General features: G+C 73.9%; 14 protein-coding genes and 1 tRNA gene. 3 read left to right on the top strand and 12 right to left on the bottom strand.

Features of this window, described 5'->3' with window-relative positions; genetic code table 11:
* The first annotated feature begins 153 nt into the window (after nucleotides 1-153).
* Nucleotides 154-225 (top strand) — tRNA-Arg (locus tag ACFVVU_RS24380).
* A 68-nt stretch (nucleotides 226-293) separates the two neighbouring features.
* Here the strand turns inward: ACFVVU_RS24380 and ACFVVU_RS24375 are convergent.
* From ACFVVU_RS24375 to ACFVVU_RS24360, 4 genes are all read right to left on the bottom strand, one after another.
* Complete coding sequence (locus tag ACFVVU_RS24375; RefSeq protein WP_387792197.1) at nucleotides 294-1259, bottom strand: trypsin-like serine peptidase; 966 nt, start codon at nucleotides 1257-1259, stop codon at nucleotides 294-296.
* Nucleotides 1260-1438: 179 nt separating this feature from the next.
* On the bottom strand, nucleotides 1439-3022 hold the full coding sequence (locus tag ACFVVU_RS24370) for an MFS transporter (protein WP_380690237.1): 1584 nt from the start codon (nucleotides 3020-3022) through the stop codon (nucleotides 1439-1441).
* Nucleotides 3023-3215: 193 nt separating this feature from the next.
* On the bottom strand, nucleotides 3216-4940 hold the full coding sequence (locus ACFVVU_RS24365) for a DUF885 domain-containing protein (protein ID WP_387792195.1): 1725 nt from the start codon (nucleotides 4938-4940) through the stop codon (nucleotides 3216-3218).
* Nucleotides 4941-5024: 84 nt separating this feature from the next.
* Complete coding sequence (locus ACFVVU_RS24360) at nucleotides 5025-5723, bottom strand: rhomboid-like protein (protein WP_387792193.1); 699 nt, start codon at nucleotides 5721-5723, stop codon at nucleotides 5025-5027.
* Nucleotides 5724-5894: 171 nt separating this feature from the next.
* Between ACFVVU_RS24360 and ACFVVU_RS24355 the strand changes: the two genes are divergently transcribed.
* Nucleotides 5895-6644 carry a TetR/AcrR family transcriptional regulator gene (locus ACFVVU_RS24355; RefSeq protein ID WP_387792192.1) on the top strand — a complete coding sequence of 250 codons (750 nt, stop codon included), beginning with the start codon at nucleotides 5895-5897 and terminating at the stop codon, nucleotides 6642-6644.
* Between the two features lie 59 nt (nucleotides 6645-6703).
* Here the strand turns inward: ACFVVU_RS24355 and ACFVVU_RS24350 are convergent, their stop codons facing one another.
* A complete protein-coding gene (locus ACFVVU_RS24350) occupies nucleotides 6704-7564 on the bottom strand; it encodes a fumarylacetoacetate hydrolase family protein (RefSeq protein ID WP_387792190.1) in 861 nt (286 codons plus the stop codon).
* A gap of 186 nt (nucleotides 7565-7750) precedes the next feature.
* Here ACFVVU_RS24350 and ACFVVU_RS24345 point away from each other — a divergent pair, with 186 nt between their 5' ends.
* Nucleotides 7751-8452: an MBL fold metallo-hydrolase gene (locus tag ACFVVU_RS24345; RefSeq protein ID WP_387792188.1), complete on the top strand. Its 702-nt coding sequence runs from the start codon at nucleotides 7751-7753 to the stop codon at nucleotides 8450-8452.
* Here ACFVVU_RS24345 and ACFVVU_RS24340 read toward each other — a convergent pair.
* From ACFVVU_RS24340 to ACFVVU_RS24310, 7 genes are all read right to left on the bottom strand, one after another.
* Nucleotides 8408-9604, bottom strand: a complete 1197-nt coding sequence (locus tag ACFVVU_RS24340; protein ID WP_387792185.1) for a protein kinase — start codon at nucleotides 9602-9604, stop codon at nucleotides 8408-8410. The genes ACFVVU_RS24345 and ACFVVU_RS24340 overlap by 45 nt on opposite strands.
* 129 nt (nucleotides 9605-9733) lie before the next feature.
* A complete protein-coding gene (locus tag ACFVVU_RS24335; RefSeq protein WP_387792183.1) occupies nucleotides 9734-10720 on the bottom strand; it encodes an ABC transporter substrate-binding protein in 987 nt (328 codons plus the stop codon).
* A 35-nt stretch (nucleotides 10721-10755) separates the two neighbouring features.
* Entirely contained in the window at nucleotides 10756-11508 is a 753-nt protein-coding gene (locus ACFVVU_RS24330; protein WP_380684362.1) for an amino acid ABC transporter ATP-binding protein, read from the bottom strand.
* Between the two features lie 53 nt (nucleotides 11509-11561).
* Entirely contained in the window at nucleotides 11562-12584 is a 1023-nt protein-coding gene (locus ACFVVU_RS24325) for an amino acid ABC transporter permease (protein WP_380684356.1), read from the bottom strand.
* A 34-nt stretch (nucleotides 12585-12618) separates the two neighbouring features.
* Complete coding sequence (locus tag ACFVVU_RS24320; protein ID WP_380684355.1) at nucleotides 12619-13566, bottom strand: ABC transporter substrate-binding protein; 948 nt, start codon at nucleotides 13564-13566, stop codon at nucleotides 12619-12621.
* 48 nt (nucleotides 13567-13614) lie between these two features.
* Nucleotides 13615-14109: a GNAT family N-acetyltransferase gene (locus ACFVVU_RS24315; RefSeq protein WP_380684354.1), complete on the bottom strand. Its 495-nt coding sequence runs from the start codon at nucleotides 14107-14109 to the stop codon at nucleotides 13615-13617.
* A complete protein-coding gene (locus ACFVVU_RS24310) occupies nucleotides 14106-15275 on the bottom strand; it encodes an LLM class flavin-dependent oxidoreductase (RefSeq protein WP_355371254.1) in 1170 nt (389 codons plus the stop codon). The genes ACFVVU_RS24315 and ACFVVU_RS24310 overlap by 4 nt, the downstream gene beginning before the upstream one ends.
* Nucleotides 15276-15637: the final 362 nt, after the last annotated feature.

Below are 15637 nucleotides of genomic sequence, written 5' to 3'. Positions count from 1 at the left end.
CGAGGGTATCGGCGGCCCCGCCGCCCCGTCCGGCCTTTCCGCACTTCCACCGGACCGGCCGCCCGGCCCCCGCGCGAAACCCGTGCACGGAGCACGCTCCGGGCCTGGTAGTGTTCTCCACGTCGAAGCGAACGCGACGACAACACCGAGCAAGCCCCCGTAGCTCAGGGGATAGAGCACCGCCCTCCGGAGGCGGGTGCGTAGGTTCGAATCCTACCGGGGGCACTTCGCGAGAAGTGCCGAAGAGGCCCAGGCCAGTGGCGAGTTGCCACCGGACTGGGCCTGATTCGTTTTCAGGAGGACGCGGCGGCCACGGCCTCGGCGTAGAGCGCCGCGACGGTGTGGTCGAAGTAGGCGCCGTAGGAGGTGTCGTCGCTGTCGCCGCCCTGCTGGTAGCCGCCGATGACGCCGACCACGTGGCCGGTGGCGGTGGAGATCCAGGGCCCGCCGCTGGTCCCGCCCGGGTAGTCGGGACAGTCGACGACACGCTGGAAGGCGCTCTGCCGACCGGTGGTGTTGGTGCACAGCAGGGGCTCCTCGCCGGTGGCGGGGTAGCCGTAGAGACGGACGTCGGCGCCGAACGGCTCGTCGGTGCCGAGCGTATTGCCGCCGACCACGTCCTCGATCCGGCGTCCCGCGGCGTCGGGGGCGGTCTCCAGAACGGCGAAGTCCTCGTCCTGGTCGCCGCCGTGGGACCAGCCGGTGGTGGTGTGCACGGCGGTGACCCGCCAGGTGCCGTACGGGGCGCGGCCGTCCCGGTAGCCGGGGGCGAAGGTGACGCCGCTCGGGTCGTCGACGCAGTGGGCGGCGGTGAGCAGCAGGTTGCCGGTGGCGCTGTGCAGCACGCTGGCGGTGCAGAAGTGGTCGCCGGCGCGCACGGCGCCGCTGAACAGGGCACCGACGGTGGCCGCCTCGGGGGTGGCCCCGGCGGTGTCGGTGGTGCCCGGCGGACTGCTCGGCGTGGGGGTCGGGGTGGCGGTGGTGGCCGCGGTGACGGTGGGCGTCGGGGTGACGGTGGGGGCCGCGGTGACGGTGGGCGTCGCCACCGGAGCCACCGGGGCCGCCTGGATCCGCGGAGCCGCCGGAGCCGCCGGGGCGGCGGCCGCCGCGGTCTCCGGGGAGGCCACGGCGGTGGCCCGGGGGGTCACGCTGTGGGTGCCGACGACGGCGGCCGCCAGGGTGAGCGCGGAGAGCGTCGCGGCGCCCACGGTAGGGGCCAGGAGGCGTCGTCGGGAGGTGCGGCGGCGGTGCTGGCCCATGCGTGGTCGACTCCTGCCCTGGTCGGCGGCGGTACGGGAACCGACTATGGCGCCCTGAGCTGGGAGGGTCGTGATGCGTCGCTGGGAACGCGATGAGAATTCAGCCGGTCGACGGCGCGCTCGCAGTGCGGCGGCCGGCGCGTCCGTCGGGTGCGGAGGCGCCGGCCGCCGGGCAGGTGTCATCGGGCCCGCTGTCGCTGGTGGGCCGGGGACTGCGCCGGGGACTGCGGGGCCCCCGCGACCTCGGGGGCCTCGGCAGCCCCGGTCGCTCCGGCGGCCTCGCCGGGTCCGGCGGCCTCCCCCGGCGCCGGCCGGTGGTTGATCATCAGGAACGCGATCAGCGCGGCGAGCAGCAGGATGCCCATCGCCACCCAGGTCGCCACCACGTAGCCGTGCACGGAGCCCTCGGCCCGGACCGCGGGGTTCGCGGCGCCGAGGCCCCGGGCGGCCAGCCAGCTCGCGGTGGCGCTGGCCGCGATGGTGTTCAGCAGGGCCGTGCCGAAGGAGCCGCCGACCTGCTGGGCCGAGTTGATGGTGGCCGAGGCCGCGCCCGCCTCGTGCGGGGAGACGCCCAGGGTGGCCAGGCTCATCGACGGCATGAAGACCAGGCCCATGCCGAAGCCCAGCAGCAGCTCGGCCGGCAGCACCATGCCGGCCCAGGGGCTGTCCACCCGCATCTGGGTCAGCCAGGCCATGCCGGAGGCGGCCAGCAGCAGCCCGGGGCCGATCAGGTTGCGGGACGGCACCCGGGTCATCAGCCGGGCCGCGAAGCCGGTCGAGCTGATGACGATGGCGGCGGTCATCGGCAGGAAGGAGACGCCGGACAGCACCGGCGAGAAGTGCTTGATCACCTGGAGGTAGTAGGTCAGGAACAGGAACAGGCCGAACATCCCGATCATCGCCAGGCCGATCGAGAGGGCGCCGCCGCCCCGGTTCCGGTTGGCGACGATGTGCGTCGGCAGCAGTGCGTGCGGCGTCCGCTTCTCGACCAGCACGAACACCGCCAGCAGCAGCACGCCGAACACCAGCGAGCCGAGCACGAGGGCGTCGCCCCAGCCCCGGGTGACCGCCTCGGACATGCCGAACACGATGGCCAGCAGACCGCCGCAGCCGAGCAGCGCGCCGGGCAGGTCGAGCCTGATCCGCGTGCCCTTGCCGATGTGGTCGCGGGTGAGCACCGAGTACGCCGCGAAGGCGGCCGCCACCGCGATCGGGGTGTTCACGAACAGGCACCAGCGCCAGTTCAGGTACTCGGTGAGCACACCGCCGAGCAGCAGGCCGATCGCGGCGCCGCCGCCGGCGATCGCGCCGAAGACGCCGAAGGCCGTGCTCCGCTCCCTGGGATCGGAGAAGGTCGTCGAGAGCAGCCCCAGTGCGGAGGGGGCGAGCAGCGCGCCGAAGGCGCCCTGCAGGGCGCGCGCCGCGAAGAGCATGGTCGGGCCGCTCGCGCTGCCGCCGATCGCGGAGGCGAGGGCGAAGCCGAGCAGGCCGATGATGAAGACGCGCTTGCGGCCGAAGAGGTCCCCGAGCCGGCCGCCGAGCAGCAGCAGACCGCCGAAGGCCAGCGTGTAGGCGGTGATCACCCATTGCCGGTCGGCGTCCGAGATGCCCAGGTCCTTCTGGGCCGACGGGAGGGCGATGTTCACGATGGTGATGTCCAGCACGATCATCAGCTGGGCGATGGCGATGACCGCCAACGCCCACCAGCGGCGGGAGTCCGCCGCCGTTCCGTGACCGGTGGTGGCTTGGGCTTGGGCAGACACTGGGGGAGCCTTTCCGGAGGGGTACGGAGAGGTCACGCAGTCGCCTTCCAGCCAAACGCGCGGGGCGTCGAATGGCAAGGAAAAACCTGGACAAATCAATGGAACCAGGACCAAATGACCAGGGGCCCGGGACCACGGTCCAGGGCCCCCGGGACCGGTTCGTCCCGGGGGCCCCGCCGTCGCGACCAGCCGGCTACAGCACCGAGAGCTCCGCGACCAGGTCGTCCAGACCCAGCGAGCCCTGCGACAGGGCCGCCATGTGCCAGGCCTTGAGGTCGAACACCTCGCCGCGCGCCTCGTGCGCCGCCCGGGCCGCCGCCCGGCCGCGCAGCCAGGCCCGCTCGCCCAGCTTGTAGCCGATCGCCTGCCCGGGCAGGCCCAGGTAGCGGACCAGCTCGCTGTCCAGGAAGTCGGCGGACAGCCCGCAGTACAGGCCGAAGAACTCCCGCGCGGTGTCCGGCGTGACCGGCTCCCCCGCGCGGTACGGCGAGTCCGCCGGGAACTCCAGGCCGGCGTGCATGCCGATGTCCACGATCACCCGCAGCGCCCGCATCATCTGCGCGTTGAGGTAGCCCAGCCGGTGGCCGGGGTCGGTGAGGTAGCCGAGCTCGTCCATCAGGCGCTCGGCGTACAGCGCCCAGCCCTCCAGGTTGGCGCTCACCCCGCCGAGGCTCACCTGGTAGGTGGAGAGCCGGTCGGCGACGTAGTTCCACTGCGCGATCTGCAGGTGGTGGCCGGGGACGCCCTCGTGGTACCAGGTCGAGACCAGGTCCCACTCGGGGAACCGCTCGCGGCCCAGGACCGGCAGCCAGGTCCGGCCGGGGCGGCTGAAGTCCAGCGACGGGGCGGTGTAGTACGGCGCGGCGGCGCTGCCGGCCGGGGCGATCCGCGACTCGACCCGGGTGATCGGCTCGGCCAGGTCGAAGTGGATGCCCTGGAGGTCGGCGATCGCCGAGTCCATCAGGCCCTGGAGGAACTCACGGGCGGCCTCGACGCCGACCCGCGCGGGGCCGTCGGTCTCCAGCCACTTCATCGCCTCCATCGGTTCGGCGCCGGGCCGCACCTTCTCGGCCTCGGTGCGCATCTGGGCGAGCAGGTCGTGGAACTCCTGCCAGGCCCAGGCGTAGGCCTCGTCGAGGTCGAGGTCGGCACCGGTCCAGTAGCGCACCCAGCGGCCGTAGCGCTCGCGCCCGGCGGTGTCGGGGGCGTCGGCGGCGGCCGGCCCGTAGACGTCGCGCAGCCAGTCGCGCAGGGCGGCGAGCGCCTCGGCGGCGGCCACCGCGTGCCCGGCCAGTTCCCCGCGCAACGCCTCGGGGGCCTCCTGGACCAGTTCGCCGAACCAGCCGCCCGGGACCTCCCCGGCGAGCCATTCGCCGAGCTGGCCGGTCACCGTGGTGACCTGGCGGGGTCCGGAGAGCAGACCGCGCTCGATGCCCTCGGCGAGGGTGGCGCGGTACTCGGTGAGCGCCTGGGGCACCCGGGCCAGGCGGCGGCCGAGGATCCGCCACTGCTCCTCGGTGTCGGTGGGCATCAGGGTGAAGACGTCGCGGACCAGGTGCACCGGGGAGCCCAGGTTGTGGACGGCCCGGTAGCGCTCGCCGGCGTCGTGGACGGCGAGTTCGGCGTCGAGCCGCTCGCGCAGCAGGCGGGCGCAGCGCCGCTCGGCCTCGTCCCGGGGGGTGCCGGCCGCCTCGGCCGCGTCGAGCGCCGCCTCGGCCTCGTCGAGCCGGGCCAGGGTGGCGCGGCCGAGGTCCGCGATCGCCTCGGCGCCGGCCGGCGAGAGGTCGGGAAGGCGGTCGTCCTCGGGGTTCAGGCCCAGGTACACCGCGGTCAGCGGGTCGAGCTCGGCGAGGTCCCGCACATAGGTGTCGGCGACACTGCGGGGTGTGGTGCCGTCGGAGCTGATCAGTTCAACCATCCGGACATCATTTCGTGACCCGCGCCGTTTGCAAGCCCCTTCCGCCTGGCATGGGCCGGCCAATTCGCGCCGGGGCCCGCCGGGTCAGCCGTGCGGGCGGCGCGGCCACCCGCGCCGCAGCACCCGGCCCGGGTCCCAGAGGGGCCGTCCGTGCGCGAAGGGGAAGAAGGCGAGGCCGATCAGCGCGGCGGTGAAGTGCCCGAGGTCCGTGAAGGTGTGCGAGGCCACCAGCGGCACCAGGTAGAAGACCACCACCGCACCGCCGTACAGCCACCGCCAGCCGCCGGCGAACCGGTAGGTGAGCACCGCCACCACCCCGGCCAGCGCGTAGGAGACGCCGACGTCCACCGTCTCGGCCATGCTCCGTCGCAGGGTGCCCTGGACGATCCCCCAGGCCACCACCCCCTCGCTCACCAGGGTCGCCAGCACGTGCGAGGTCGCGGCCACCGTGAACCAGCGCGCGGTGCCCAGCCAGCGCTCGGCGTTGGCGTGGACCAGGGTGAACAGGACGGCGTAGAGCGGCCAGCTCGACGTCTCGGTCCACAGCGCGCTGGCGACCAGGGCGTGCACCGGGCGCGAGCGCAGGTGCTCCAGGTTGGTCGAGCGGGCGGCCAGGAACCAGTCCAGGGTGCGCTGGTCCATCCGCGCCACGACGAAGCTGGTGACCGCCAGCAGGAGCAGCCACAGATACGTGCCGGGCGCCGAGCGGACCCACGCCAGGAGCGCGCGCGAGGCCCCGCGCAGCCGGCGCGCGCGGGGCGGCCGTTCCAGCGTCCGGGCCATCCGGCGGGCCTCCTCGGTGCGGTGGCGTGGTGTGTCCCATCCTCGGACGGCGCCCGGCGGGCCGCCTCCCGGAGCGGGCCCCGGGCGGGCCGCGGGGCGGCACAAACGCCCGTTCGGAAGATCGGTGCAGACCCGCCTCCCATCCGGCCCGGGGCCGTTACGCTGACCGCCATGGAAGCCAGCTCAGCGCCCGTCCCACCGGACCCCGAACCGGCCGCCCGGCCACGGCGCGCCGGATACCGGCGCCTGCCGGTGCAGCAGCGGCGCGAGCAGCTGATCGCGGTGGCACTGGAGCTGTTCGCCCACCGGCCGCCCGAGGACGTCGGGCTGGACGACGTGGCGGAGGCCGCCGGAGCCTCCCGGCCGCTGGTCTACCGCTACTTCGCGGGCGGCAAGCAGCAACTGTACGAGGCGGCGCTGCGCAGCGCCGCCGAGGAACTCACCGACCGCTTCACGGTGCCGCCGGCCGGGACCCCGACCCAGCAGCTGTCCGCCGTCCTGGAGCGCTACTTCTCCTTCGTCGCCGAGCACGACGCCGGCTACTCGGCGCTGCTGCGCGGCGGCTCGGTGGTGGAGACGGCCCGCACCTCGGCGATCGTGGACGACGTCCGGCGGGCGGCCCTGCGGCGGACGCTGCGCCACCTCGGGGTGCGGCAGGCCGGGCCGCGGCTGACGCTGCTGGTGCGCTCGTGGATCGCGGTGGTCGAGGGGGCCTCGCTCAGCTGGCTCGACGAGGGCCGGGCGCTGCCGGTGGACGAGCTGCGCGAGTGGCTGGTGGACCAGTTCGTGGCGATGGCGGCGGCGACGGCGCTGCACGACCCGCAGACCGCCGAGGTGCTGGCCGTGCTGCTGTTGCTCGAAGGCCCGGACTCGCCGCGGACCGCGCGGCTGCGGGCGGTCCTGGATACGGCGGCCGGGTAGCGCGGGTCCGGGCGCCGCGGCCCCGGCCCCCGCGCCGAGGGCCGGGACCACGGCCCGCACTACGCCTTGCCGAGGACCTGGCGCTGCCGGCCGAGGCCGTCGATCTCGATCTCGACGACGTCGCCGGGCGCGAGGTAGGGCGTGCCCGGGCGGCCGAGGGTGACCCCGGCCGGGGTGCCGGTGATGATCACGTCGCCCGGTTCCAGCACCATGAACTGGCTCGCGTAGCGGACCAGCTCCAGCACCGGGAAGATCATCCGCTCGGTGGAGCCGCCCTGGCGCTGCTCCCCGTTCACCCACAGCCGCAGCGACAGCCGCTGCGGGTCCACCACCTCCTCGGCGGTGACCAGCCAGGGCCCGAGCGGGGTGAAGGTCTCCGCCGACTTGCCCTTGTCCCACTGGCCGCCGCGCTCGAACTGGAAGGCGCGCTCGGTGACGTCGTTGGCGATGGTGTAGCCGGCGATCACCCCCGCCGCCGCCGCGTGGTCCTCCAGGTAGCGGGCGGTGCGGCCGATCACCACGGCCAGTTCGGCCTCGTAGTCGGTCTTCTCGCCGCCGCGCGGCACCAGCACCTCGTCGTACGGGCCGACCACCGTCGAACTCGGCTTGAGGAAGATCACCGGCTCGTCCGGGATCGCCGCGCCCGCCTCGGCCGCGTGGTCCCGGTAGTTGAGGCCGATGCCGACCACCTTGCCGGGCCGGGCCACCGGCGGGCCGATCCGCTGCCCGGCGAGGTCGGCCACCGGCAGCCGCCCGGCCGCCACCCGTCCGGCCAGCTCGGCCAGGCCGGAACCGTCCAGCCCGGCGAGGAAGCCGCCGGTGATGTCCGCGGTCACCCCGGAGAGGTCGTACGCGGTGCCGTCCTGGGCCAGCGCGACCGGGCGCTCGGCGCCCGGCGGGCCGACACGGAGGAGCTTCATCCGATCCCCACCTCCTGATTCGTCGATCGCCGGGGCGGTGAGGGCCCGCGCCCGGCTGCTGCCTGCGAGGTATATCAACGGCCCGCCGCGGCGGGCCAGGCCGGCCCGGCCGGCGCCCCCCGGGGCCGCGTCACGCCCGGGGCGAACAGGGGCGTGAACCGGCACCGCGCGGTACAGGATCCGCCCATGGAGATCACCCGCATACGCCCCGAACTGACCACCATCACGCTGGAGTTCGGCACCGCCCAGCTCTGGCGCGACGAGGACGGCACGCTCACCCTGGTCGACACCGGCATCGCCGGGCAGGCCGACGCGATCGAGGAGGCGATCCGCGCCGTCGGCGCCGAGCCGGCCGCGCTGCGCGCCATCGTGCTCACCCACTACCACGAGGACCACACCGGCTCGGCCGCCGAACTCGCCCGGCGGCTGGGCGCCGAGGTGGTCGCCCACCGGCTGGAGGCCCCGGTGGTCCGCGGCGAGCAGGAGCCGAAGCCGTTCGCGCTGAGCCCCTTCGAGCAGGAGCTGTGGGACGCGCTGCCGGCGCTGCCGCCCGCCCCGCCGTGCCGGGTGGACCGCGAGGTGGCGGACGGCGAGGTGCTGGCTTTCGGCGGCGGCGCCGTGGTGGTGCACGTGCCCGGCCACACCGACGGGTCGATCGCCCTGCACCTGCCGGGGCCGGGCGTGCTGTTCACCGGGGACCTCGCGGCCAACGTCGGGCACCGGACCACGCCCGGGGTCTTCAACACCGATCCGGCGCTGGCGCTGGAGTCCTTCCGCCGGCTGGCCGCGCTGGACGCCGGGACGGTGGTGTTCGGGCACGGCGAGCCGATCGCCGAGGGCGGCTCAGCCGCTCTGCGCCGGGCCGTCGAGCAGCTGGGCGAGCACTAGCGGCCGGTCCTGTTCCGGCGCGGCGGCGGCGCTCTCACGCTCCCAGCGCTCCAGGTCGCGCCCGACGTCCTCGCGGGCCCGCGGGTGGCCGTCCAGCACCGGCAACAGCTCGCGCAGCAGCGCGACGGCCGCCCGCGGCCGCCCGGAGCGGGCCAGCCACAGCGCCAGGTCGTGGCAGGTCCGCAGGGTCCGCGGGTCGGCCGGCCCGAAGGCCCGGGCGAACTGCGGTATCAGCGCGACCAGCTGCTCGACGGCCCGCTCGGGCGAGCCGGCCGCGCCGCGCCGCCAGGCGTCGTCGGCCTTCTGCCGCAGCGCCTCCGGGTCGGTGCCGACCTTGACGTCGCGCAGCCGGCGGCGGACCTCGGCGGCGTCGGCGGGCCGGTCCGCCGGGTCCTTGGCGAGCAGCTGGAGGATCAGCCGGTCCAGCGCGGGGTCGGGTGTACCGGGGGCCGGCGGCTGCTCGTTGAGGTGCTTGAACATCATGGTCACCGGCGTATTGGCGCTGAACGGGCGACGGCCGGTGCACAGCTGGTAGAGCAGCACGCCGAGCGCGTACAGGTCGGCCCGGCCGTCGATGTCCTCGCCGGACCAGCACTCGGGCGCCAGGTACGCCGGGGTGCCGATGACCACGCCGGTGGAGGTGAGCCCGCCGCCCTGCTGGGTGAGCAGGCGGGCTATGCCGAAGTCCAGCACCTTGGCCTCACCGGTGTCGGTGATCATGATGTTCTCGGGCTTGATGTCCCGGTGCACCACGCCGCTGCGGTGCGCGGAGTCCAGTGCCTTGCAGACCTGCCGCATCCAGCGCAGGGCGACCGAGGAGTCCGGCCGGGCCCCGCCGGCCAGCAGCGCGGAGAGCGGCCGGCCCCGGACCAGCTCCATCACCAGGTAGTGGGTCGAGCGCGCGCCGTCCTGCACCCGTCCGTAGTCGTACAGGATGACGATGTGCGGATGGGAGAGGCCGCCGACGGTCCTGGCCTCGCGGATGAACCGGCCGACCGCCTCCTCGTCGCCGGCCTTCTCCTCGGAGAGCACCTTGACCGCGACCGCGCGCCCGATGGTCTCGTCGTGGGCGGCCCAGACCACACCGAACCCGCCGTGGCCGAGCTCGCGCTCCAGCCGGTAGCGGCCGCCCACGACATCGCCCGCCTTCATGCCTTCCCCCACAAGTCCGCCGGAACCGAGCCCCGTTCAACCTGACCGGGTCAGGGTAGCGGCGGCCGACGGCGTTCGGGTGAACGACCCCGGGCCCGGACCGGGACCGGACCGGGCCCGGAGCCGGGGCTACGTCTTCGGCAGGCCGACCGGGTTGATCTCGGAGGTCGGCACGGCCTCGGCGTCCAGGCCCCAGCGCTTCAGCACCTGGGCGTAGGTGCCGTTCTTGATCACCTCGTTGAGCGCCCCGTTCAGTGCCTTGACCAGGCCGTTGTCCTTCTTGGTGGTGGCCCCGATCTTGCCGAGCACGTCGGCTCCGCCGCCCGAGTAGGTGCCGATCACCTCGGTGTCACCGCTCTGCACGGCGTGGAAGGCCGCCATCGGGTTGGGGCCGACGTACATGTCGATCCGGCCGGAGGCGAGTGCCAGGTAGTAGTCCGAGGCGTTCTGGAAGTACTTGATGTCGGCCGGCTTGAGGCCGTTGCGCACGTTCTCCTCGTTCCAGGCGACGAGCAGCTTCTCCTGGTTGGTGCCGGAGCTGACGGCGACGGTCCGACCGGCGATGTCCTTGGGGCCTGCGACCTTCCAGCCGCTGCCCTTCTTCGCCTCGAAGCCGAGGATGTCCAGGCGGTAGGTGGCGAAGTCGTACTTCTCCTTGCGCGCCTCGGTGACGGTGATGTTGGAGACGCCGACGTCGTACTTGCCGCTGTCCAGGCCGACGAAGATGTTCTCCCAGGAGACCGGGTTGAACTCGATGTCGAGGCCGAGCACATTGCCGATCAGCGAGGCGATGTCCGGGTCGACGCCGATGACCGTCTTGTCGTCGTCGGCGTAGAAGTCCAGCGGCGGCGTGGTGCCGAGCGAGTCGGCCACGGTCAGTTTTCCGCGCTTTCTGATCTCCTCCGGGACCAGCGCCGCGAGGGCGTCCACCTTGGGCGTGGTCACCCGGTTCTGCTTCGCCGTCAGGTTCACCGTGGTGCCGTTCGGCGCGGTGCTGCCCTTGGCCGGGGCGGCGAGGTCGGCCGACGCGTCCGAGGAACTGCCGCAGGCGGCCAGGGTGAGGGCGGCGGCGAGCGCGGCGGCGGCGGTCACGAGGGCGCGACGGGGTAGGGACATGGCGGGGCTCCTGCCGGTGAGGGGGGTTCGGTGGGTCAGAGGACCTTGGCCAGGAAGGCCTTGGTCCGGTCGTGCCGCGGCTCGTCGAGGACCGCCTGCGGCGGGCCCTGCTCGACCACGACACCGCCGTCCATGAAGACCACGGTGTCGGCGACCTCGCGGGCGAAGCCGATCTCATGGGTCACCACGATCATCGTGGTGCCGCTGCGGGCGAGGTCCTTGACGACGTCCAGCACCTCGCCGACCAGCTCCGGGTCCAGCGCCGAGGTCGGCTCGTCGAACAGCAGCACCTTCGGGTCCAGCGCCAGCGCCCGGGCGATCGCCACCCGCTGCTGCTGGCCGCCGGAGAGCTGGCGCGGGTAGGCGGCCGCCTTCTCGGCCAGGCCGACCCGTTCGAGCAGCTCCAGCGCGCGGGCCCGGGCCTCGGCCTTCGGCCGGCCGAGGGCGCTGACCGGCGCCTCGGTGAGGTTCTCCAGCACGGTCAGGTGCGGGAAGAGGTTGAAGTTCTGGAACACGAAGCCGATGCCGGTCCGCTGCCGCAGGACCTCGCGCTCCTTGAGCTCGTGCAGCTTGTCCCCGGTGCGCCGGTAGCCGATCAGCTCGCCGTCGATCGCCACGAAGCCGCGGTCCACCTTCTCCAGGTGGTTGATCGAGCGCAGCAGGGTGGACTTTCCGGAGCCGGACGGCCCCAGCACCACGGTCACCGAGCCGGCCGGCACGTCGAGGTCGACGCCGCGCAGCACCGCGTTCGCTCCGAAGCTCTTCCACAGACCGCGGACCTGGACCATCGGCGGCGCCGCCGGCTCGGCCTCTTCGGCGGCGGGGTCCTTGGCGACGGTGGTCACGAGCGTCCTCCGGTGGCGGGGGCGGTGGCGGTGCGGGCGCGCAGGCCCCGGACGAACGCCCGGGCCCGCTGGAGCGGGGTGGGCGGCGGGGTGCGGTCGGCGCCACGGGCGAAGTAGCGCTCGACGTAGTACTGGCCGATCGACAGCACGGTGGTGAGCAGCACGTACCAGACGGTGGCGACCATCAGCATCGGCACCACCCGGCCGGTGCGGCCGTACACCACCTGCACCTGGTAGAAGAGCTCGCCGATGGCCATCACGTAGACCACCGAGGTGCCCTTGAACAGCGAGATCACCTCGTTCGCGGCGGCCGGCAGGATGCCGCGCATGGCCTGCGGCAGGACGATCCGCCAGGCCTGCCGCAGCCGCGGCACGCCGAGCGCGGCGGCGGCCTCGCGCTGGCCGGGGTCGACGGCGATCACGCCGCCGCGGATGATCTCGGCGGCGAACGCGGCCTGGTGCAGCCCGAGGCCGAGCACCGCCGCGCCGAGCGCGCCCAGCACGCCGACCGTCTCGAAGTCCCCGAAGGTCGGGCCGAACGGGATGCCGAAGCCGAACCGCTTGTAGAGGTAGGAGAGGTTGAACCAGAAGACCAGCTGGACGATCAGCGGGATCGAGCGGAACACCCAGACGTAGGCCCAGGCGACGGACTGCAGGACCACGCTGCGGGAGAGCCGCATCGCGGCGACGACGGCGCCCAGCAGGAAGCCCAGCACGGTGCCGTAGGCGGTGAGCTCCACGGTCCGGCCGACCGCCTGCAGGATGGTGTCGGCGGAGAAGAACAGCCGGAAGGTCGCCCAGTCCCAGGCGGGGTTGGTGGCCAGGCCGTGGGCGAACTGGGCCAGCACGACGAGGGTGGCGACGCCGGCCGCCCAGCGCCAGGGGTGCCGGGCGCGGACGGTGGTCAGCCCGGTCAGCTCGGCGAGGTCGAGCGGGGCGGTCGTGCCGGCGCCGGCGGCCTTGCCGGCTCCGGGTCTGCCGCCGGGCTTCGCGAGCGCTTCGGTGGTGGTGGTACTCATGGGGGACTCCTCCCAACGGGCCCTGGACAGGGGGTCACGCGTGCTCGGGCGGGCTGATCAGCGATTCCTTGACGGCCGAGTCCGTCACCCCCCACTTCTTGAGGATCCGCTCGTACGTCCCGTCCTTGATCAGCTCGTTGACGGCCGCCTGGAACGCGGCGGTGAGCGGGGAGCCCTTCTTGAACGCGAAGCCGACGTCGAGGCGGTGGAACTCGCCGAGGAACCGGGTGCCCGAGGCCTCCTGGGAGGCCTGGTAGCGCAGGCCGTTGATGGTGGACATCTCGATGTCCACCCGGCCCTGCTGGAGGCTGGTCAGGAGGGCGCCGTTGTCGCTGAACGCCTTGACCTCGTAGGGCTGCTTGCCGGCGTCCGTGCAGACGCTCTTCTTCGCGTTGAGCGTGGTCTCGAAGGTGGTGCCGGCGCTGGTGCCGACGGTCAGCCCGCAGAGCTGGACGAGGTCGGTGACCGGCTGGATCGAGGTGTTGTCCTTCTTGACCGCGAAGCCCTGGCCGTCGTCGATGTAGGTGACGAAGTCGATCGTCTTCAGCCGGGCCGTGGTGACGCCGAAGTTGCCGGTGCCGACGTCGTACTTGCCGCTGCCGAGCGCGGGCAGGATGGTCTCGAACGCCGCGTCCTCGCGCTGCACGCTCAGACCGAGCAGCTTGGCCACCGCGTCGGCGAAGTCGACGTCCAGGCCGGCGGCCTTCTTGCTCGCCTGGTCGGCGTAGAAGGAGGACGGCGGGGCGCCGATCGAGCTGCCGAACTTCACCGTTCCGGCGGCCCGGATGTCGGCGGGCAGCAGCGCGGCGGCGGTGTCCGACTTCTTCAGGCCGGAGACGACGTCCTCCGCGGCGGCGGAGACGGCCGGCTGCCCGGCGCCCGCCGCCGCCGGCTTCGGGTCCGAGCCGCACGCGGCCAGCGCCAGGACCGGGAGCACGGCGGCGGTCGCGAGCAGGCGGCGGCGGACGGTGGTGGTTCTCACGGGTACGGGTGCCTTTCGGGGTGTGCGGGATGTGCGGGGTGCGCCGGGTCAGCGCAGGTGCTTCTCGAACGGCAGCGGGCCGATCGTCAGAGGGTCGGCGGCGACGTCGAACAGCGGGGTGTAGCCGTTGGCCAGGTAGAGCCCCCGGGCCTCGGGCTGGAGCGGGCCGGTGGTGAGGTAGATCCGCCGGTAGCCGGCCGCGGCGGCGGCCCGCTCCAGCTCGGCCAGCACCCGGGTGGCCAGGCCCCGGCGGCGGTGCGCCGAGTGCGTCCACATCCGCTTCAGCTCGGCCGTGCGCGGGTCGTAGCGCCGGTACGCGCCGCCGGCCACCGGCTCGCCGCCCTCCAGCAGGAGCAGCAGGACGCCGTGCGGCTCGGCCCACTCCTCCACCGGGTAGCGGGTCATCTCCTCGTACGCCCCGGGGCCGTAGCGGCGGACGTACTCCTCGGTCAGTTCGCGCACCAGCGGCTCGGCGAGCGGGTCGTCGATGCGCACCCGGCGCACCTCGACGTCGAGGGCCGGGCCGCCGGGCAGGGCCGTCACGCCTGGGCCGCGATCAGCTGGTGCCGGTCGCGCTCGCTCTGCTCGGCGCGGTCGGCCTCGGCGGCGGCCGCCTTGGCCGCGTCCCGCTTGGCGACCTCCTCGCGCACGATCGGGATCACGTACCGGCCGAAGTCGATCGCGTCGTCCACCAGGTGGTAGCCGCGGGCGGAGAGGATGTCCACGCCCAGGTCGTAGTAGTCGAGCAGCGCCTGGGCGACCGTCTCCGGGGTGCCGACCAGGGCGTTGGAGTTGCCCGCGCCGCCGGTGGCCGCGGCGGTCGGCGTCCACAGCGCGCGGTCGTAGCGCTCGCCCGCCTCGGCGATCTCCAGCAGCCGCTGCGAGCCGGCGTTCTCGGGGGCCTCCCCGGCCGGGCGTCCCCGGCGGATCAGCTCGCCGCCCTCCCGGCGGGCCCGGATCGCGTCCACCGTCCGGTGCGCCTTCTCCCAGGCCAGTTCCTCGGTCGGGGCGATGATCGGCCGGAACGCCACCTGGATCCGCGGCGCGTCCTCGCGCCCGGCGGCCCGCGCCGCCTCCTTCACCCGCTCGATCTGCTCGGCGGTGCGCGCCAGCGGCTCGCCCCACAGGCCGTAGACGTCCGCCTCGGCGCCGCCGGCCGCGTACGCCGCCGCCGAGGAGCCGCCGAAGGAGACGCCCGGCCGCGGCTGCTGCACCGGGAAGACGTCGGCGACGAAGTCCTTGAAGCGGTAGTGGACGCCCTCGTGGTCGAAGGGCTCGCGGCTGGTCCAGGCCTTCTTGACGATCCCGATGTACTCCCGGGTCCGCTCGTACCGCTCGTCCTTGGTGAGGAAGTCGCCCTCGCGCTGCTGCTCGTGGTCGTTGCCGCCGGTGATGAAGTGGACGGTGAGCCGGCCCTCGCTGATGTGGTCCAGGGTGGCGAAGGTCTTGGCGGCGAAGGTCGGGTACGAGACGTTCGGGCGGTGGGCGAGCAGGATCTGCAGCGTGTCGAGGCGGGAGGCGAGGAACGCGGCGGCGGGGGCCGGGTCGGGGGCGCCGGAGCCGTAGGCGAACAGCACCCGGTCCCAGCCGTTGTCCTCGTGGGCGCGGGCCAGCCGCAGGGTGTAGTCGCGGTCGAACGCGGCCGTGGTGCGAGCGGTGGTCTCGGTACCGTCGGCGGTGGCGGCGATGCCGAGGAATTCGACGGGCATGGTGGCGGAACCTTTCGGGTCGTGCGCAGTCCGGTGGGCTGCGGGTGGGCAGACCGGATCGGGGCCCGGCGGCTTGGCGGGCCGTGGTGCGGTGGAGGCGGCGGGCACGTGACGGCCCGGGCGCGGAACGGGGTACAGCCGGAGCGCAACGCGGTGAGGAGGAGAAGGGGGCGGCGGCAGCGCGCGATTGACGAACCGTCAGGAGACGACGGCTCTCCCGGCCCGGGACGGGGCACCGAGGGAGGTCCCTGCGAGGGAGGAACAGGCCGGACGAACGGCCCGCTGCCGGGTCAGCCGCGACACGCCGCGGACCACACCCGACCGAAGTCGATGTGGTCGCGGGTGACCAGTGGCTGCTCGGC

The sequence above is a fragment of the Kitasatospora sp. NPDC057965 genome, assembly GCF_042887135.1.
Classification (GTDB): domain Bacteria; phylum Actinomycetota; class Actinomycetes; order Streptomycetales; family Streptomycetaceae; genus Kitasatospora.
The sequence above is the reverse complement of the archived record's forward strand: the minus strand, read 5'-3'. Positions and strand labels throughout refer to the sequence as shown.